Consider the following 17299-nt stretch of genomic DNA (forward strand, 5'->3'; position numbering starts at 1 on the left):
AGCATTAATGTTTCACGTGAAACATATTCATTTTTTCTTCTTCTTTTGAACGCATTAAATCAATTTCCTGAAGTGACTTATCCTTGTAACCACATAAATGCAGAATTCCATGAACCAAAACGCGGTGCAATTCTTGCTCAAAGTTCACATTAAAAACTTGAGCATTATCAGCAACACGATCAGTGCTTATGTATATTTCACCTGATAATCTATTTTCCTCACAATAATCGAAAGTTATTATATCGGTAAAAGTATCATGATCCAGGTATTGCTTGTTCATTTCATGCAGGTAATCATCGCTACAAAAAACAAAATCAATTTTATCTAACGCTTTGTTTTCAGAAGCGATAACGGCTGAGAGCCATTTATTATACACTACGTTATTCAAAGGTTCAAAATCATTCTGATAGTGAAAACTAATCATTCTTAAAATACTCTTTAACTCGGTTCTTAAAAAGCGGCTGCAAAGGTAATACTTGTCTGTTTAATATCTCCTTATTATTGAAATAGTTGCTGGCATCTGGAAGCTTATTATTAGTCTCATTATTAAAACTATTACGATTTGTAGTACTCTTACGTTCTTCTTGTTTTCCTTGTAATAATCCAGCATCCTTTAATTTTAATAAGTCGTGCTGAATTCGTAGCATAAGATCCTCGACCTCTCTATCAAAACCCTGATCCAACAGCTTACGCTCGACCGCTTTCATATTATCGGTAATGGATTCTACCTTGGATTTAATACCACTATTTTCAATCATGTTTTCTAATTGATCCCTAAGCTCCTTTTGCTTTTTATATATGTCATAAATGCGTTCTGCTTCAGACTCAGACTCCCGATAACCAGATTCGCCCGTATTTGAATCTTTACCTGATTGACCGGAAGCACCACCAGATCCATTACCTGACGAACCACCTGTTCCGCCAGATTCACCACTTTGTCCGTCCTCACCACCTTTACCAGACTGACCGTTTTCACCTTGCTCACCACCACTACCAGATTGACCGCTTTGACCGCTTTGAGCATTTTCACCAGAATTGCCCGATTGACCTTGCTGACCTTGCTGACCTTGTTGTCCTTGTTGACCTTGATTTCCTGATTTATCTCCTTTACCTTTTTTACTTAAGCTTTCTTGTTGCTGTATAATGTCCTGAAGTTGAAAACCAGCACCGCCTTCACCAGGACTTGGTTGTCCAGGACCACTTGATCCAGAAGCATTCATATTATCCATGGCATCACTTAACATAGCGCTTAATTTATTGGCACCTGAAAACGCCTCTTGTTGCGCCATTAAACTGCGCTCTATTTTGAACTCTGCCAATTGCTCCATACTTGTATCTATACCATAATGAATATCGGTGATAACAGAATTTATTTCTTCACCAACCTTCGGATTACGGCTACTTAAAGCAAACAAAGAATCATCTACATGCTCAAAGGTGTATTCCAACTTTTTTTGCATTATTAGTTTTTTTCCAAAGCTTGGGCTATTTCTATTTATCAAAGAAACTTGGTCCATTAAAGCTTCCTGCTCCAGACTATAACCTATCAAATTATCTAGAATTTGTCTTAAGGTTTCCGCATCCTCCATCATTTGATCCTTTTCCATGCTGCGCATTTGATTGCCCATTTGTTGAGATAGTCGTTTCATCTTATCTGCAGCACTACGTTGTTTGGATGACGCCTTTTGAGACTCTTTAGATTCAATATTTTCTTTAGCATCGTTTTGATCCTGCTCGATATCATCAGCTTGTGGTGGATCAAACTCTAACTTATGTGGACGTTTAAGATTAGTATTTTCCTTCTCAAGTTCCTCTAGTTCCTTTCTCCATTCTTGGAATTCTTTATTTAAACTATCTTGTTGTTGTTCTGAAGATTCAACATCTGCAGCCTTCTTCTGCTGTAAGGCTATTTGAGATAAATCTTTGGCTAATTGCTTGAATTTCTCCTTGACATAAAATCTTTTAGTTAACTCTAATAATTGTTCAAGACTACGTTGCTGTTGTTTTGAGTTGCGTTGTGCTTTATCTAATTGTTCCTTTAGCTCAGCAGGCGGCATCTTGTCCTTGTACTCTTGGATCTTTTTTAAGAGTTCTTCATTCTTCTTGATTTGATCGGCACTTTGTTCCATTCGTTCTTTTAGTGCCTCCTTTTCTTCTGATTCTTCTCTTATGGATTTTTCCAAATTGTTTTTTAATCGATCCAACTGTCTATTCATTAACTGTTCCTGCTTCTGCTGCTTATCTAAGACCTGTTCTAGTTTTTTGCGGTCATTGAAATCTAGATCTTTCTTTTCAACCGCTTCACGACTTAATTCCTTGAGTTTATCCTGCTGTTTTTCCTGATCCATCAAGGATTTCTCTATACTTTCTAACGATTCCTTTTGCTCTTGTAATTCACGTTGTTCCTGTTCAATATTGGTGATTTTTCGATAACCATAGACCTGAGACTTAACGCTTTTAAAGTTATTTACCACGTCATTATCAAAAGCTTCAAAATAATATTCATAACGTTTATCTTCTAGTAGTTCAAGACCTTGAGGAAAGGTATATAAAAACGTTTCATAGGATCCTCTATCTTTACTTATCACTAATTTCTTAATGGATCCAGGATCATCCTGAATATAGTAGTTCAATACTATCTTTTTAATTCCGTAGTCATCCACAACCTGACCTTTATAATATCTTATTTGGTCGTTTAAAGAATCGACCTTTTCTTCCACCTTCAATTCGGGATATTCATCCTTTACAACATCGATTTTAAAATTGAGTGTCTCGTAATTTTTAGTATTAGAATTAGAGGTGGAAATAGCATATGAAGTAGGTTGTGATATCGCTTTCGCGAAAGCGAACTGATTATCCTGCTTTTTAAAACTATAAATATCATCACCGTTAATGAAATCTACTACCTGAGTATTACTGGTATTCAAGATCCATTGCACGCGAGTACCTTCTGGTAAAAGAGCGTTACCTGTACCCTTAATAGTTTCAGAAGTGCGACCTATGTGTGAAGGAAACCTGCACACCATATTGAATTGATCTATAGATGGTACAGCACCTACCTTGAGTTGATAACTAGGGCTTGCAACCTCATTTGCATTAAAGAAAAAGTCGATGTCACTACTAGGTCTTTTAAAAACGTAACTGTAATTACCGTTTTTATCTTGATTCATAAAATAATTTTGACCCTTATAGCTTATAGAAACAGATTCAGGTAATTTCTTACCTACAACTTGAACATTAATTTTATAATCTTGATTTTGTAGTGTACTTAAATCATCATTAAGTAATTTAAATGAATAAGGAGCAGGTGGAATATATTCGTTATTAAAATCGGCTACACGTGATGCGCTTTTTGTAATCACCTCATCATTACCAGTAAAGAAAAGTCCTACAATTATAACAAGCGGAATAGCTAAATATTTTAAATACTTGGAGTTCTTTTTATAATCAATGGCAAGTGAAAAAGGTATAGGTTTAAGTTCTTCACTTTTTTGATTAATACTTGCCCACGTCAATTCATCGTCACCTCCATTTTTATGTAATTGTAAAACATTTACAAGTTTATCAGATACCTCAGGGAAATGAGTTCCTATAATGGTACTTGCATCCCTAAAATCAATTCCTTTAAAAAGCTTGAATAAACGAGCTAAAGGAATACCTACAAACTTGAACAATAAAAAAGATTGTACAATTACAAATAGAATAAACAATATGGTGCGTCCTACAGTACTAAGCCATAAAAAATGCTCGATTACCACAGTAAATAGAAAATACAACAAACTAAGAGCAGCAAAAAGAATGACTCCTCTTATCAATTCATTACGATAGTACTTACTAATAAATTGAGTTAATTTCTTTTGTATTATTTGAAAGTTAGTCATAGCACCTTTTCATCATCTAGACTTGTAAAGATAGGAATAAGCCTTAAATTGTTCATATCCATTTAATAAGTGGACTTACTAGCGTATTTCATACATAAATAGTGCCCAAATATTGACCTATTGTAAAAATTAAAGTTTGTTATAACTTTAGGCAAACTCAACCCTACTAGAATGAAAGACTTAAAATACCTAGCTGCCTATCTAATTCCTGTTTTCTGTGTGCTAGGAATATTTCTAAAAGGATATTGGTTATTTGTAACACCGATTGTTGTTTTTGGAATAGTGCCTTTGCTGGAATTATGGATGCCATCATTAAAAAAGAATTTATCAGACAGTGAAAAAGAATCTAAAACTGCTAATAGGTTTTTTGATTTGTTGTTATGGCTTAATGTTCCTATCGTATTTGGTACGCTAGTGTATGCTTTTTATACCTTCAATAATTCTTTTTTAACTACTTATGAGGTAGTTGGATTAATATTATCTTGTGGTATTGTAGCAGGAAGTAATGGGATTAATGTTGCTCATGAATTAGGTCATAGACAAGAAAGTTGGGAACGCTTTCTAGGTAAGATATTGCTGTTACCTAGTCTTTATATGCATTTTTATATAGAGCACAATCATCACCATCATTTGCAAGCTGCTACACCCGAAGATCCTGCAACAGCTAGATATAATGAAAATTTATACAGATTTTGGCTGAGATCGGTAACTCAACAATATATAAGTGCATGGCGCATACAACACAAACTAAGGCAGGTAAATAATTACTCCATTTTTTCAGTAAAAAACGATATGCTATGGTATACCTTAATTCAAATGAGTTATTTGGTAACTGTAGGTATTGTATTTTCCTGGTCCACTACCCTACTAGCAATTGCAATTGCAATAGTAGGTTTTTCATTATTGGAAATAATAAATTATCTAGAACATTATGGATTAAGAAGAGTAAGAAAAAAATCAGGAAGGTATGAGGTTGTTAGAGAGATACATAGTTGGAATAGCAATCACGCATTAGGTAGAATATTACTATACGAATTAACAAGACATAGTGATCATCATTATAGAGCGAGTAAAAAGTATCAAGTATTAGATTATCACGATATAAGTCCACAATTGCCTTATGGATATCCTACTATGATGGTAATAGCAACAATTCCACCGTTATGGTTTTCTATAGTTAATAAACATGTTCCACATGAAATGGTTAAACTGGCCACACAGTAATTTACCTAAAACCTAACTATTTACTCTCTTTAGACTAACTATCTTTGCAGCCTATAAAACTGCATACAAAATGAGTCAAGAAGTTAGAGTAAGATTTGCCCCTAGCCCGACTGGACCACTTCACATAGGTGGAGTGAGAACCGCATTATTCAATTACTTATTTGCAAAAAAACATAAAGGAACATTTATCCTAAGGATTGAGGATACCGATCAAAACAGATATGTTCCAGGAGCAGAACAGTACATCATAGATGCTTTAAACTGGTGTGGAATTCCATTTGATGAAGGAATAGGAAAAGAAGGTAACTTTGGTCCATATAGACAAAGTGAAAGAAAAGAATCCTATAAGCAATACGCTCTAGAACTTATTGAAAAAGGAGCTGCTTATTATGCATTTGACACAGCGCAAGAATTGAATGAAGCACGCGCTACCGCAGAGTCTCAAAAGAAGAACTTCATCTACAATCACACAACTCGAGATCAATTTACCAACTCACTTACACTTACACCAGAAGAAGTACAACAACGACTAGATAACGGTGAGGACTATGTAATAAGGTTTAAACCACAAATAAAAAACCTTGGTTTATTTGATGAGATACGTAAAGGAATCCAAATAGATACCAGTCTATTAGACGATAAAATTTTATTTAAAAGTGATGGTATGCCTACTTATCACCTAGCCAATGTTGTGGATGATCACAACATGCAAATCACACATGTGATACGCGGTGAAGAATGGTTACCTAGTATGGCATTACACGTATTGCTGTATGAAAGCTTTGGATGGCAAATTCCATCTTTTGCTCATTTACCTCTCATACTTAAACCAACTGGTAAAGGGAAGTTAAGTAAACGAGATGGAGCAAAATTCGGTTTTCCTGTATTTCCATTAGAATGGCATGATGATAAGGAAAATGAAACTTTCAATGGATACCGAGAAGATGGTTACCTGCCTAGCGCGGTTATAAATATGCTAGCCTTTTTGGGTTGGAATCCTGGAACCGAACAAGAATTATTTAAACTAGATGAACTTATAGAACAATTTGATCTTTCTCAAGTAAATAGTTCAGGCGCCAAGTTTGATCCAGATAAGGCAAAATGGTTCCAGCAACAATATTTTGTTGAACAAGATGATGCTGTTATAGGTGCCGCTTTCGCGAAAGCGTTACAATCAAAAAATATTAACTATGGATCACAGGATTACGTTAATCTAGTAGTTGGTCTAGTGAAAGAAAGAGCAGTGTTTTTAGATGATCTATTTGAACTTGCAGGGTTCTTTTTTGAAGCGCCGAAAGAATTTGATGAGAAAAATGCTAAAAAAGCTTGGAAAGAATCTACTAGCGATTTAATGAATCAGTTAATTGAGGTCATTGAAGAAACTGATGATGATACCGCATCTGGATTGAGTGATTCAATTAAAGGATGGATGAAGAGCAACGAACTAGGATTTGGTAAAATAATGATGCCTATGCGACTTTCTTTAGTAGGTAGTCTAATGGGTCCAGATGTTTTTGAAATAGCCTCTATGATAGGTAAAAATGAAACAATTTCTAGGCTAAAAACTGCTATATCTATATTAGAATAAAAAAAGATAAATAATATTTATTATTGATTAAAACGATACTTATTTAAATAAGTATCGTTTTTTCTTATAAATAATTTTAAAAGTAAAATCGCAGTCCAAAAGTGTAAAAACGGGCCTTACCTTCTAAATCATTACCAAGATTATCTTGTCCTGATAAATTGTTGAGAAAACCATAATGATAATGTGCCATTAATCTAACATGGGTAACTCCAGTAGAAAATCCAATTACTCCATTAATGTTAAATGGATTATTTTTTTGAAATTCAGACACGGTGATGGTATTAGATAAAGATCCTATCTGGGAATTTTCAAAAGCAGATTCATCTTTCAATTTATAATCGCCATTAAATAGTAACGATGGACCTAATTCAATAGAAAAATGATTGCTCTGTGCTATTTTCCAGGCAAAAAGAAAATTAAGCTCTGCTCCTAATTGAGAAAATTCAATTTCTTGATTCGTCAAAAGTTCTTTAGTTGAAAAGTTATGATTGTAAACACCTAATGAATAAATAAAATCAAAATCATCTCTTATTTGACCACGTGTTTCAAGAACGAATTTGTATCCTAAATTACTATCTACCGATAGATCATCAATGTCCAAACGGTAAGAAGTAGCCTCTACTCCTATCCCTAGATAATTTATAGGTGTGTATCGCTGTGCTTGAATGTAATATCCAGATATAAAAACCAAAAAAAGGAGAATGTATTTCATAATTGTAACAAAGGACATAAACATACTACCTATAATATAGATATGTTACTATTTGAGTAATTTTTATAAGGCAATTGCCCTTTAAAATTCTCAAGATAAGCACTTACCTTTACATAACCATTTACTTTATACAATATGATTACACTACCATTAATTCCCATTGTTCCTATCGTTATAGGAGTTATCGCTCTTATTATTTTATTGAGCGCTTTTTTCACAGTTAAGCAACAAACAGCAGCCGTAATTGAACGTTTTGGTAAATTTACTAGCATGCGTCATTCTGGATTACAATTAAAAATTCCAGTGATCGATCGTGTAGCTGGAAGGATTAATTTACGTATTCAACAACTAGATGTAGTTGTCGAAACCAAAACCAAAGATGATGTTTTTGTAAGACTAAAAGTATCAGTTCAATTTCAAGTAATTAGAGATAAGGTTTATGATGCGTTTTATAGACTTCAAAATCCTCATGATCAAATTACATCATACGTTTTTGACGTGGTACGTGCCGAAGTTCCAAAAATGAAATTAGACTACGTTTTTGAAAAGAAAGATGATATAGCAATTGCGGTAAAAAGAGAACTTAATGAGGCTATGCTGGATTATGGATACGACATTATTAAAACACTTGTAACTGATATCGATCCAGATATTCAAGTTAAAGCCGCTATGAACCGTATTAATGCCTCGGAACGTGAAAAGGTAGCTGCCGAATACGAAGCGGAAGCAGAGCGTATTAAAATCGTTGCTAAAGCACGTGCGGAAGCTGAATCAAAAAGACTACAAGGTCAAGGTATCGCAGATCAACGAAGAGAAATCGCTAGAGGACTTGAAGAATCTGTTGATGTATTGAATAACGTAGGAATTAATTCACAAGAAGCCAGTGCGTTAATAGTCGTAACTCAACATTATGATACGTTACAATCTATAGGTGAAGAGACAAATTCTAATCTTATTTTGTTACCTAATTCACCACAGGCAGGAAGCGACATGCTTAACAACATGATTGCTAGCTTTACTGCAAGCGCCCAAATTGGTGAGCAAATGAAAAAACAAAGCTCTAAAAAAAATAAAGATTCTAAAGAAACAGACTCTTTAGAATAGAGTTATTGGATAGAAAAATAAAAGCGAGACTACTTAGTCTCGCTTTTTTCTTTTCTTGTTATTTCTCTTATCCATAAAAAAAGACAAAAGAAAAATAGTATGACATTAAAAATTCCACTTACTAGATATATATTTTCTGATTCATGATGTCTCACGTAGATCAGATAAAAATAGTAAGAGGAACTTATAAGTGTTATTAGTGTAAGAATGAAGTAAATGATACTTCCTATTTTCATTTAACGACTTAAAAATTTATTTACAATTTTTAAAACTACCGCTTTTTTTGCAATTGACGATATCATATTAGTAACAATTGAAACTGCACTCAATTCTTCCTTAACTTCATTTATTTTTAACTTCATCGTTTCTTCATGAATTTGTTTTTGTAACGATAGAACGTTAAGCTCCTTATTTATCTCGTCAAAATTATTGTAAACCTTCATGAATATTTAATTAAAAAATTTCTTACTTGTACGTTGTATAACATTAGTTTCAATTTTCTTCTTAGTTAACAATAGAACTAATAAAAAGATGATGAAGTAGAAGATTCCTACAGCAAAAAAGCCCATTGCGTAACTTTCCCATATTTCACCTAGTAAAAAGGCTACTGCTGTGCTTAAAAAGATCGCTGATAATGTTATAAATAGAATACTTAAAAGCTTGTGAACACTGCTACTTAAAAACAACGTAAGACCTTTGAATAATCGTAAACGATGAAATTCAATTGTAGTTTCAATATAGCTTTTACTGGCCTCTTGAAATTCCTGTATTTGGTCTGTAATAGAACTCAAAATCTAGTTTTTATACAGTCGCTTTAGCTTTTTTTACCGCTCCGCTTACCGATTTAGGTTTTTGTAATTTGGCGTTTTGTGTACGTAGTTGTTCTAGTTTTTCTTCTAGTGCGACAATAGCATCATCTGCTTTATAACTAGCTGTAGATAGTGCTTCATCTATCCTTTCACCTACTGTTCCACGAACTTCTGAAGTTTTTGCTGCTACTTGTTCATAGGTTCTTTGAGCACTTTCTGTAAAGGTATCTTTTGCCTTAATAGCTTCTTTTTTTAATTTTTTACGTGTTTTTTTACCGCTTTCTGGTGCGTATAAAATTCCTGCGATTGCTCCTAGAGCAGCTCCTGCTGCAAGTGCTATAATCGTATTTCCTGTCTTTGCCATAGTAATATTTTTTTTGATTTGTTTGTTATTACAAATGTACCTTACTCCTACAGCTTACAGCGTTAATAGATATATAAGCATTTTGATTAATTCAATGAAAAAGCATAAAATCTATATAATATTTATCAATTTTTGTTAAAATCATACAATTTATAACCAAAAAAGCTATCCATTACTGAATGACTTTTTAGCGATTATGCTTTTATGAGGTATGTTTTAGCGACTGCAGACATGAATCATGAAGTTCATGTCAAAGGAAGCAAATTATAAGAAAAACTATTGATCAATTTTTGCCCATGTATCTCTTAGAGTTACTGTTCTATTGAAAATTCGATTCTCTGAAGTACTATCCCTATCAACTGAGAAATAACCCATACGCTGGAATTGTACCGTTTTCCCTACTTCTAAGTCTTTTAAAGCTGGTTCACCAAACGCTGTGATAGTTTTTAATGATTCTTTATTTACGAATTGCATGAAATCCACATCCTTATCTGCGTCTGGCTGTGGAACATTAAATAACCTATCGTATAATCTTACCTCAACTGGTACAGCATGGGCTGCACTTACCCAATGTAAGGTTCCTTTAACGCGACGCATACTGGCCTCAGTGCCACTACCACTTTTTGATTCTGGATCGTAGGTTGCATGTATTTCAGTGATGACACCATTTTCATCTTTTACACAACCTTCACCCTTAATAATATAGGCATTTTTAAGTCTTACTTCTTTTCCATTCTTTAATCTAAAGAATTTCTTATTTGCTTCTTCCCTATAATCTTCACGTTCTATATAAAGTACTTTTGAGAAAGGTACTTCTCTATATCCTCTAGATGCATCTTCCTGACTATTTTCGGCTTGTAAGATTTCTTCTTTACCTTCAGGATAATTAGTAATTACTAATTTAACTGGATCCAGAACTGCCATCACTCGGTCAGCTTCTTTATTTAGATAATCTCTTACGAAATACTCTAAATGGTTCATGTCAACTAGATTATCACGTTTTGCAATACCTATAGAATCTGCAAAATTACGGATTGCTTGAGCAGGATAACCTCTTCTTCTCATTCCAGAAATGGTGGTCATTCTAGGATCATCCCAACCTGAAACAATTCCATCATCGACGAGTTTTTGAAGTTTGCGTTTTGAAGTAACTGTATGAGAGACGTTACGACGGGCAAATTCACGTTGTTTAGGGCGTATCTTATCCTTATCTACTATTTGGTCAAGAAACCAATTATAAAGCTCTCTATGAGGTAAAAATTCAAGAGTACAGAATGAGTGAGTTATTTGTTCTAAATAATCACTTTCTCCATGTGTCCAATCATACATGGGATAAATTTTCCAATCATTACCTGTTCTATGATGTGGTTTGTTCACAACGCGATACATGATAGGATCTCTCATAAGCATGTTTGAAGATGCCATATCAATCTTAGCTCTTAGTACATGCTCAGACTCGCCAAATTCACCATTTTTCATAGATTCAAATAATTTTAAATTATCATCTATACTACGGTTTCTATAAGGACTATTAGTTCCAGGTTGTGTAGGTGTACCTTTTTGTTCAGCAATTTGTTCACTTGATTGAGAATCAACATAAGCTTTACCTTCCTTAATAAGCTGTATAGCCCAATCATAAAGTTGTTGGAAGTAGTCAGATGCGTAACATAGGTTATCCCATTTATAACCTAACCATTCAATATCCTTTTGAATAGCTTCAACAAACTTAGATTCTTCTTTAGCAGGATTTGTATCATCAAATCTTAAGTTTACTGGTTTGTTATACTTCTCTCCTAACCCAAAATTTAAGCAAATTGCACTAGCATGTCCTATGTGCAAGAATCCATTAGGCTCTGGTGGAAATCTAAATCTTAAATGATCTGGATTTAATCCGTTTTCAAGATCTGCTTCAATAATCTCTTCTATAAAGTTAGCTGGCTTTTTATCGCTCATCCCTATGTTATTTTATAAGCAAAGTTAAGATTTATAGATAAGTAATGGTATGTATCTTTGCCCTATGCATAAAATTAAATTGAATAACGTTAGAGTTTTTACTAACCATGGCTGTCTAGACGAGGAAGAACGTATAGGTAGCGATTATAGAGTGGATCTAGAAATAAGTGCCGATTTAACTAAAAGTGCGCAAACCGATCACCTTAAAGATACAGTAGATTATGTTTCCCTTAATAGAATTATTAAGGAGGAAATGGCAATAAGATCTAAATTACTGGAGCAAGTTGCAAAACGTATACTAGATAGAATTTTTAAAGAAGAACCACTAGTTCAACAAGCTACTGTACAAGTAGCTAAAATAAATCCTCCTATAGGTGGAGACGTTGAAAGTGTAATCATTGAAATGTCAGAAAGTAGATAAAGAATAACAGCTTTTTAGATTTTATCGATTGATATCCTAAAAACTGTTCTTTTTTACTATTTTTGCCGTCCACAAGGTGCCATGGCCGAGTGGCTAGGCTTGGGTCTGCAAAACCTACTACAGCGGTTCGAATCCGCTTGGCACCTCAAAAATCCTCAGTAATTACTGGGGATTTTTTTATTGAATACGTTTTGCGATAAAGTGACCTAATGCCAGTCCGATTACTATCGTTAATACAATATTTAAAACATTTGGAGTTGGATGAACACCTTCATAACAGTATTTAATTAAAAAGGGTCTTTCGTCCGATTGTGTGTGGTACGCACAAGAGTCAGGAACAAAAATTATAAATAAAATAAATTGTAAAAAACCAATTGCAAGAACTCCTAATACGTAAGCAATCCATCTCATTTTAATGTGGTAATTCTGGTAATTGATTTTCTATTATAACTGTGGTTTGAGGAAATACACCTTTAATAATCAATACTGCTCCACATATTAACATGACAATAGCGATTAGTCTTTTTAACCAAAATATTCTAAGTGGAGTTAAGTATCTATTTAAACTTTTTGCTAATACTATCTTACATAAATCTACAATGAAATAAGTAAGTAAAACAGTACTGAAAAATACCAGTATACGATTTTCATCATTATCTAGTTGAGGACTAAATACTACAATCAATCCCAACCAGAAACCTAAAACGCCAATATTGATAAAATTGAGTAAAAATCCTTTGATAAACAGGGAATAATAATTGTTCTTCTGTACGATTAAAACTCCTTTATCTACTTCTTTAAGGTATGTTTTCTTGGTTTTTATAAAGGAAATTACTCCATAAATGCATAAAATACTACCACCAAAAATGTATAATGCAGGATCATCCTTTAATTTTTCTAAAATACTAGAGGTCATAAAATAAGCAACTAGAAGAAAAATGATATCAGCTAGTATGACTCCTATATCAAGAGCTAGAGCAGCTCTAAAACCCTTTATGGCGCTTGTTTCTAATAAGGCAAAAAACACTGGCCCTATTAAAAAAGCCATACCAAAACCTAATGGGATAGCACTATATATATCTTCTAGCATATAACAAATCAGTTATAGCTCAAAAATAATAGATAACCTAAGGCTTATCAAATGATAGTTAAGAAAACTAAAGTTTAATGAACGATATAACGTAGTTATTCCACAATTTCAATACGACCTCCAAATACAGTTTTCTTATTAATATTATTTGGATTACCGTATACTATTACATCGCCACCGGCATTTATTCTAATTTTCACGTAATTACTCGCATACACTTCAACCTCTCCACCAGCTTGTATTTTAACTCGAGAATCATCAGTTTTTAAACCTGCATTTTCAACTATTCCACCTGTATTAACAACAATATTTTGGTTTTTTGCTGCTCCTGTTAAAGAAACAATACCACCAGTTACCGCTCTTATATCCAGATGCTCAATCGCAACACCAGCTTCTACCCTAGCTCCTTCTTGCACTTTGATTTCAAGATTGTTTTGAGTCATTAATTCATTAACTACGATGACTGATCCTTCATTACCATCAATAGTTTGTAGATCTTTATAATAAACGTGTATAAAGGTATTCTGACCATCAAAAATTCGTTCCGTTTTCATTCTGATTTTAAGAGTTTTATTTTTTAAAACAAACTCTACGTCCTGAGCATCCTCACCTGTTATGACTAGTTTATTAACATCAGATTTCACTAAATTGACTTTGACTAAGTCAAATGTTTTTATTGTATTAAAATTTCCCATGTCTTCCTCAATAGGATTTTGGGCTACTATTATTACCGAGAAGAATACTATTACACTGCTTACTATAAATTTCATGATTGTTATTTTATGTACAGACAATCAAAAAATAAATATGTTACAGTTTGTATAAATAGAAACAGCAGCCTAAAAGACTGCTGTTTCATTAACCAACCAAAAAACTTATGAAAATTACTCTTAATAACCTTCAACTATATCTTTCCAAAACCCGTGCCAAACTATTATGCATGCATAATTAATTTTAAAAGAAAATCCCGCATCCTGAAGAGGATAACGGGATTTTACTAACCAACCAAAAAACTTTCTTAATTGAAAATATTCTATTTCATAAAACCATGAAAATGTTGTAATTAAGTAACCACTCTCAATTACAATACAAATATCTACCAGTTCTAGATTACTTTTAAAATTAAATTATACTGACTAGTAATATTAGATTAAATACAATTAATATCGATGAAATACATAATTAAATGCATTTTAATTAATGACGGTTGCCTTTCCAGGTGCCTCCATAACGGTAATTAATATCAGATTGATGATGTTGTGTACAAGACTCACAACAAAAAACCCATTGTTTACTTCCTGAAAATTGAATACGATACATCACATTGTCATCTTTTTGACAAGTATGACAAATTTTCGTTTTCATTAGGATTCTACCTGTTCTTTACTGCCAACCATCCAAAAATCTAATTGTTTCTTGACTAAATCGGCGTTTTTAACTTTGACATAAACCTCGTCACCTAGTGTATAGGTATTTTTAGTACGTCTACCTACAACAGCAAAATCTTCCTCAACAAATTCATAACTATCGTCGTCTAGATCACCTAACCTAATCATACCTTCACACTTGTTTTCAATAATCTCCACATATATACCCCAATCGGTCACACCAGAAATAACTCCTAAAAACTCTTCATCTTCATGGTTTTTCATGTATTTGACCTGCATGTATTTGATACTATCTCTTTCTGCTTTTGAAGCAAGCATTTCCATATTAGAAGAATGATCACATTTTACTTCATACACTTCTTCATCGGCACTTTTTCCACCATCTAGATAATGTTGTAAAAGTCTGTGAACCATCACATCTGGATAACGCCTTATAGGACTTGTAAAATGAGAATAATAATCAAAGGCTAATCCATAGTGACCAATATTATCAGTAGAGTAAACAGCTTTTGACATAGACCGTATAGCTAGGGTATCAACCATGTTTTGCTCCTTAGCACCTTTAACATCGTGCAATAGTTTATTAAGTGATGAGGTTACTCTATTACGATCTCTTAAGTCTAATTGATGACCAAATTTCTTTACTACGCCTGCAAGGGCATTAAGCTTTTCATCATTAGGTTCATCATGTATTCTATAAACAAAGGTCTTTTTATCGCCGTTTTTTGCGGTACGCTTTCCTACAAATTCTGCTACCTTTTTATTGGCTAATAACATAAATTCTTCAATTAATTTATTAGCGTCTTTAGAGGTTTTAAAAAACACACCTACTGGCTCATCGTTTTCATTGAGATCAAATTTAACCTCAGTCTTATCAAAACTCAATGCTCCAGATTGCATGCGCTTTGCTCGCATGATTTTAGCAAGTTCATCAAGTTTAAGAGTGGCTTGAACAATAGGAGTAGGTATTTTTGTACGCTTTCGCGAAAGCGAGATATCTTCAGGTATTTCATCCTCTTGCGTTTCAATGATATGTTGCGCTTCTTCATAAGCAAATCGCTGATCGCTGTGAATAACTGTTCTACCGAACCATTGATTGTGGATAACTGCTTTATCGTCTAATTCAAATACTGCAGAAAAACATAGTTTGTCCTCATGAGGATTTAAGGAACACACACCATTTGATAACACTTCAGGTAACATGGGTACTACTCTATCTACTAGATATACTGATGTGGCTCGTTCATAGGCTTCATCATCGAGAACAGTTCCTGGTTTTACGTAGTGAGAAACATCGGCAATATGAATTCCTATTTCATAATTACCGTTTTCTAAGACTTTAAATGATAAGGCATCGTCAAAATCCTTTGCATCTTTAGGGTCTATCGTAAAGGTGAGATCCTCGCGCATGTCACGACGCTTGTTAATTTCTTGCTTACTTATGGTTTTATCTAACTGTTCAGTGAACTTTTCAACCTCGATAGGAAACTCATAAGGAAGACCGTATTGGGCTAGAATAGCATGAATCTCAGTATCATGCTCACCTGGATCACCTAGAATATCCTTTACTTTACCATTAGGTGAATCTTGTTTATCGTTCCATTCTAAGAACTCGACTAGTACAACTTGACCATCCTTGGCACCATTAATATTACTTTTAGAAATAAAGAAGTCTGTAGTTATTTTTGGGTTTGCAATATTTACAAATGCAAATTTTTCATGAACTTCAATAGTTCCCACAAATTCTGTTTTATTGCGCTGTAGTACCTTAGTAACCTCACCTTCTGGTTGTTGTCCTCGTCTACGGTGATAGACATAGACTTCAACTTGATCACCATCAAGTGCCTGACCGATGGATCTTTTAGGAATCATTATATCTTCTTGTAATTCTTCGGTTATAACATAACCGGTACCGCGAGAGCTTACATCGAGAATTCCCGTGTAATAATCAATTGCTTTAATGATCTTGAATTTACCACGATCAACTTCTTCAATCTTGTCTTTAGCTTTTAATTGATGTAGTTTTTTAATTACCTGATTGCGGCCACTAGAATCTCTTATTCCTAGTTTGGCGCATATCTGTTTGTAGTTAAATAGTTTATTGGGTTCGTTTTTTAAAATATTGAGAACACTCTGACTTAAGTTTTGAAACTTGGTCTTTGATTTTCGTGATTTCTTTTTCTTCATATATAAACAAAGTTACTCTTTATATAACTCAATCATAATTGCTTTACAAATAATTAATATTGAACAAATTATAAATAAATCTTAAAAATTCCTTAATAAAAGTGTAACTTTAAATGAATTTAGACGTTATATAAACATAGTTTAAACCAAACAATGTCTCTCAAACATAAGAAGTTTACGATCTATTTTTTTCTAGGAATATTACTAGTAGCTGCTATAGTATGTGCTATTCTCATTTTTATTGCTCTTGATGCTAGTAATGCCACTACGGCATTTTAAGAGATACCTTTCTTTTTCTTCTTTCTTAAATTTTTAAAGTTTTAAAGTTTTACTTCTTCTAGTTGTTATTAACATATATTATATCATAGATTTTTCTTTTTAAAATTTTTAAATAAAAAATAGTGATTAATATAGCTTGTGAATAGCGGTAAAATTTAGGTAATCGTTTTTTGTTATTTTAAAAAAGAAGAAACTTTCAGCAGTTATAAACAAGTTATAAGAGAATTAAATTTCTATTTTTAAACCAATTATACTGTTTTACTCACAGTTGTTCACAACCATTATTCACAATGAATTGT

General features: G+C 33.3%; 16 protein-coding genes and 1 tRNA gene. 6 read left to right on the top strand and 11 right to left on the bottom strand.

The window, feature by feature from the left end; translation table 11 throughout:
* Positions 1–4 precede the first annotated feature (4 nt).
* Together ybeY and HCN53_RS09270 are read right to left on the bottom strand one after the other, a co-directional pair.
* Complete coding sequence (ybeY, locus tag HCN53_RS09265; RefSeq protein ID WP_167342775.1) at positions 5–424, bottom strand: rRNA maturation RNase YbeY; 420 nt, start codon at positions 422–424, stop codon at positions 5–7.
* Positions 417–3881: a hypothetical protein gene (locus HCN53_RS09270; protein ID WP_167342776.1), complete on the bottom strand. Its 3465-nt coding sequence runs from the start codon at positions 3879–3881 to the stop codon at positions 417–419. The genes ybeY and HCN53_RS09270 overlap by 8 nt, the downstream gene beginning before the upstream one ends.
* Before the next feature lie 171 nt (positions 3882–4052).
* On the opposite strand from HCN53_RS09270, the gene HCN53_RS09275 reads away from it, so the two are divergent.
* Positions 4053–5105 carry an alkane 1-monooxygenase gene (locus tag HCN53_RS09275; RefSeq protein WP_167342777.1) on the top strand — a complete coding sequence of 351 codons (1053 nt, stop codon included), beginning with the start codon at positions 4053–4055 and terminating at the stop codon, positions 5103–5105.
* Positions 5106–5175: 70 nt separating this feature from the next.
* Positions 5176–6693, top strand: a complete 1518-nt coding sequence (gene gltX / locus HCN53_RS09280) for a glutamate--tRNA ligase (protein ID WP_167342778.1) — start codon at positions 5176–5178, stop codon at positions 6691–6693.
* Between the two features lie 76 nt (positions 6694–6769).
* On the opposite strand, the gene HCN53_RS09285 is transcribed toward gltX, so the two are convergent.
* Positions 6770–7405 (bottom strand): hypothetical protein, encoded by a 636-nt coding sequence (locus tag HCN53_RS09285; RefSeq protein ID WP_105017850.1) that lies wholly within the window; start codon positions 7403–7405, stop codon positions 6770–6772.
* 135 nt (positions 7406–7540) lie between these two features.
* Here HCN53_RS09285 and HCN53_RS09290 point away from each other — a divergent pair, with 135 nt between their 5' ends.
* Complete coding sequence (locus HCN53_RS09290; RefSeq protein ID WP_105017849.1) at positions 7541–8509, top strand: SPFH domain-containing protein; 969 nt, start codon at positions 7541–7543, stop codon at positions 8507–8509.
* Positions 8510–8745: 236 nt separating this feature from the next.
* On the opposite strand, the gene HCN53_RS09295 is transcribed toward HCN53_RS09290, so the two are convergent.
* The 4 genes from HCN53_RS09295 to HCN53_RS09310 form a co-directional block, all read right to left on the bottom strand.
* The gene (locus tag HCN53_RS09295) at positions 8746–8952 is read right to left on the bottom strand and encodes a DUF6327 family protein (protein WP_060523484.1); all 207 of its coding nucleotides are present in this window, start codon (positions 8950–8952) and stop codon (positions 8746–8748) included.
* 6 nt (positions 8953–8958) lie between these two features.
* Positions 8959–9300, bottom strand: coding sequence for a hypothetical protein (locus tag HCN53_RS09300; protein ID WP_105017848.1), 342 nt, complete (start codon positions 9298–9300; stop codon positions 8959–8961).
* Between the two features lie 10 nt (positions 9301–9310).
* Positions 9311–9682, bottom strand: coding sequence for a YtxH domain-containing protein (locus HCN53_RS09305; RefSeq protein ID WP_167342779.1), 372 nt, complete (start codon positions 9680–9682; stop codon positions 9311–9313).
* Positions 9683–9958: 276 nt separating this feature from the next.
* Positions 9959–11635: a glutamine--tRNA ligase/YqeY domain fusion protein gene (locus tag HCN53_RS09310; protein ID WP_167342780.1), complete on the bottom strand. Its 1677-nt coding sequence runs from the start codon at positions 11633–11635 to the stop codon at positions 9959–9961.
* 64 nt (positions 11636–11699) lie between these two features.
* Between HCN53_RS09310 and folB the strand changes: the two genes are divergently transcribed.
* Together folB and HCN53_RS09320 are read left to right on the top strand one after the other, a co-directional pair.
* The gene (gene folB / locus HCN53_RS09315) at positions 11700–12056 is read left to right on the top strand and encodes a dihydroneopterin aldolase (RefSeq protein WP_042276724.1); all 357 of its coding nucleotides are present in this window, start codon (positions 11700–11702) and stop codon (positions 12054–12056) included.
* Positions 12057–12131: 75 nt separating this feature from the next.
* Positions 12132–12202 (top strand) — tRNA-Cys (locus HCN53_RS09320).
* A 31-nt stretch (positions 12203–12233) separates the two neighbouring features.
* On the opposite strand, the gene HCN53_RS09325 is transcribed toward HCN53_RS09320, so the two are convergent.
* The 4 genes from HCN53_RS09325 to rnr all read right to left on the bottom strand — a co-directional run bounded on the left by HCN53_RS09325 (position 12234) and on the right by rnr (position 16721).
* Positions 12234–12467, bottom strand: coding sequence for a hypothetical protein (locus HCN53_RS09325; RefSeq protein WP_167342781.1), 234 nt, complete (start codon positions 12465–12467; stop codon positions 12234–12236).
* 1 nt (position 12468) lies between these two features.
* Complete coding sequence (locus tag HCN53_RS09330) at positions 12469–13146, bottom strand: LysE family translocator (protein ID WP_167342782.1); 678 nt, start codon at positions 13144–13146, stop codon at positions 12469–12471.
* A gap of 95 nt (positions 13147–13241) precedes the next feature.
* Positions 13242–13916, bottom strand: coding sequence for a head GIN domain-containing protein (locus HCN53_RS09335; RefSeq protein WP_167342783.1), 675 nt, complete (start codon positions 13914–13916; stop codon positions 13242–13244).
* A 594-nt stretch (positions 13917–14510) separates the two neighbouring features.
* Complete coding sequence (gene rnr / locus HCN53_RS09340) at positions 14511–16721, bottom strand: ribonuclease R (RefSeq protein ID WP_060523478.1); 2211 nt, start codon at positions 16719–16721, stop codon at positions 14511–14513.
* Positions 16722–16874: 153 nt separating this feature from the next.
* Between rnr and HCN53_RS13130 the strand changes: the two genes are divergently transcribed.
* Positions 16875–17000: a hypothetical protein gene (locus HCN53_RS13130; RefSeq protein WP_258150461.1), complete on the top strand. Its 126-nt coding sequence runs from the start codon at positions 16875–16877 to the stop codon at positions 16998–17000.
* The last annotated feature ends 299 nt before the right edge of the window (positions 17001–17299 follow it).

The organism is Nonlabens sp. SY33080, assembly GCF_011784885.1.
GTDB lineage: Bacteria > Bacteroidota > Bacteroidia > Flavobacteriales > Flavobacteriaceae > Nonlabens > Nonlabens tegetincola.

Coding starts and splice junctions, on each gene's coding strand:
- HCN53_RS09325 (WP_167342781.1), bottom strand. CDS start 12,467: ATGAGATGGATTGCTTACGTATTAGGAGTTCTTGCAATTGGTTTTTTA.
- HCN53_RS09305 (WP_167342779.1), bottom strand. CDS start 9,682: ATGGCAAAGACAGGAAATACGATTATAGCACTTGCAGCAGGAGCTGCT.
- gltX (WP_167342778.1), top strand. CDS start 5,176: ATGAGTCAAGAAGTTAGAGTAAGATTTGCCCCTAGCCCGACTGGACCA.
- HCN53_RS09330 (WP_167342782.1), bottom strand. CDS start 13,146: ATGCTAGAAGATATATATAGTGCTATCCCATTAGGTTTTGGTATGGCT.
- HCN53_RS09295 (WP_060523484.1), bottom strand. CDS start 8,952: ATGAAGGTTTACAATAATTTTGACGAGATAAATAAGGAGCTTAACGTT.
- folB (WP_042276724.1), top strand. CDS start 11,700: ATGCATAAAATTAAATTGAATAACGTTAGAGTTTTTACTAACCATGGC.
- HCN53_RS09275 (WP_167342777.1), top strand. CDS start 4,053: ATGAAAGACTTAAAATACCTAGCTGCCTATCTAATTCCTGTTTTCTGT.
- HCN53_RS09270 (WP_167342776.1), bottom strand. CDS start 3,881: ATGACTAACTTTCAAATAATACAAAAGAAATTAACTCAATTTATTAGT.
- HCN53_RS13130 (WP_258150461.1), top strand. CDS start 16,875: ATGTCTCTCAAACATAAGAAGTTTACGATCTATTTTTTTCTAGGAATA.
- ybeY (WP_167342775.1), bottom strand. CDS start 424: ATGATTAGTTTTCACTATCAGAATGATTTTGAACCTTTGAATAACGTA.
- HCN53_RS09290 (WP_105017849.1), top strand. CDS start 7,541: ATGATTACACTACCATTAATTCCCATTGTTCCTATCGTTATAGGAGTT.
- HCN53_RS09310 (WP_167342780.1), bottom strand. CDS start 11,635: ATGAGCGATAAAAAGCCAGCTAACTTTATAGAAGAGATTATTGAAGCA.
- HCN53_RS09335 (WP_167342783.1), bottom strand. CDS start 13,916: ATGAAATTTATAGTAAGCAGTGTAATAGTATTCTTCTCGGTAATAATA.
- rnr (WP_060523478.1), bottom strand. CDS start 16,721: ATGAAGAAAAAGAAATCACGAAAATCAAAGACCAAGTTTCAAAACTTA.
- HCN53_RS09285 (WP_105017850.1), bottom strand. CDS start 7,405: ATGAAATACATTCTCCTTTTTTTGGTTTTTATATCTGGATATTACATT.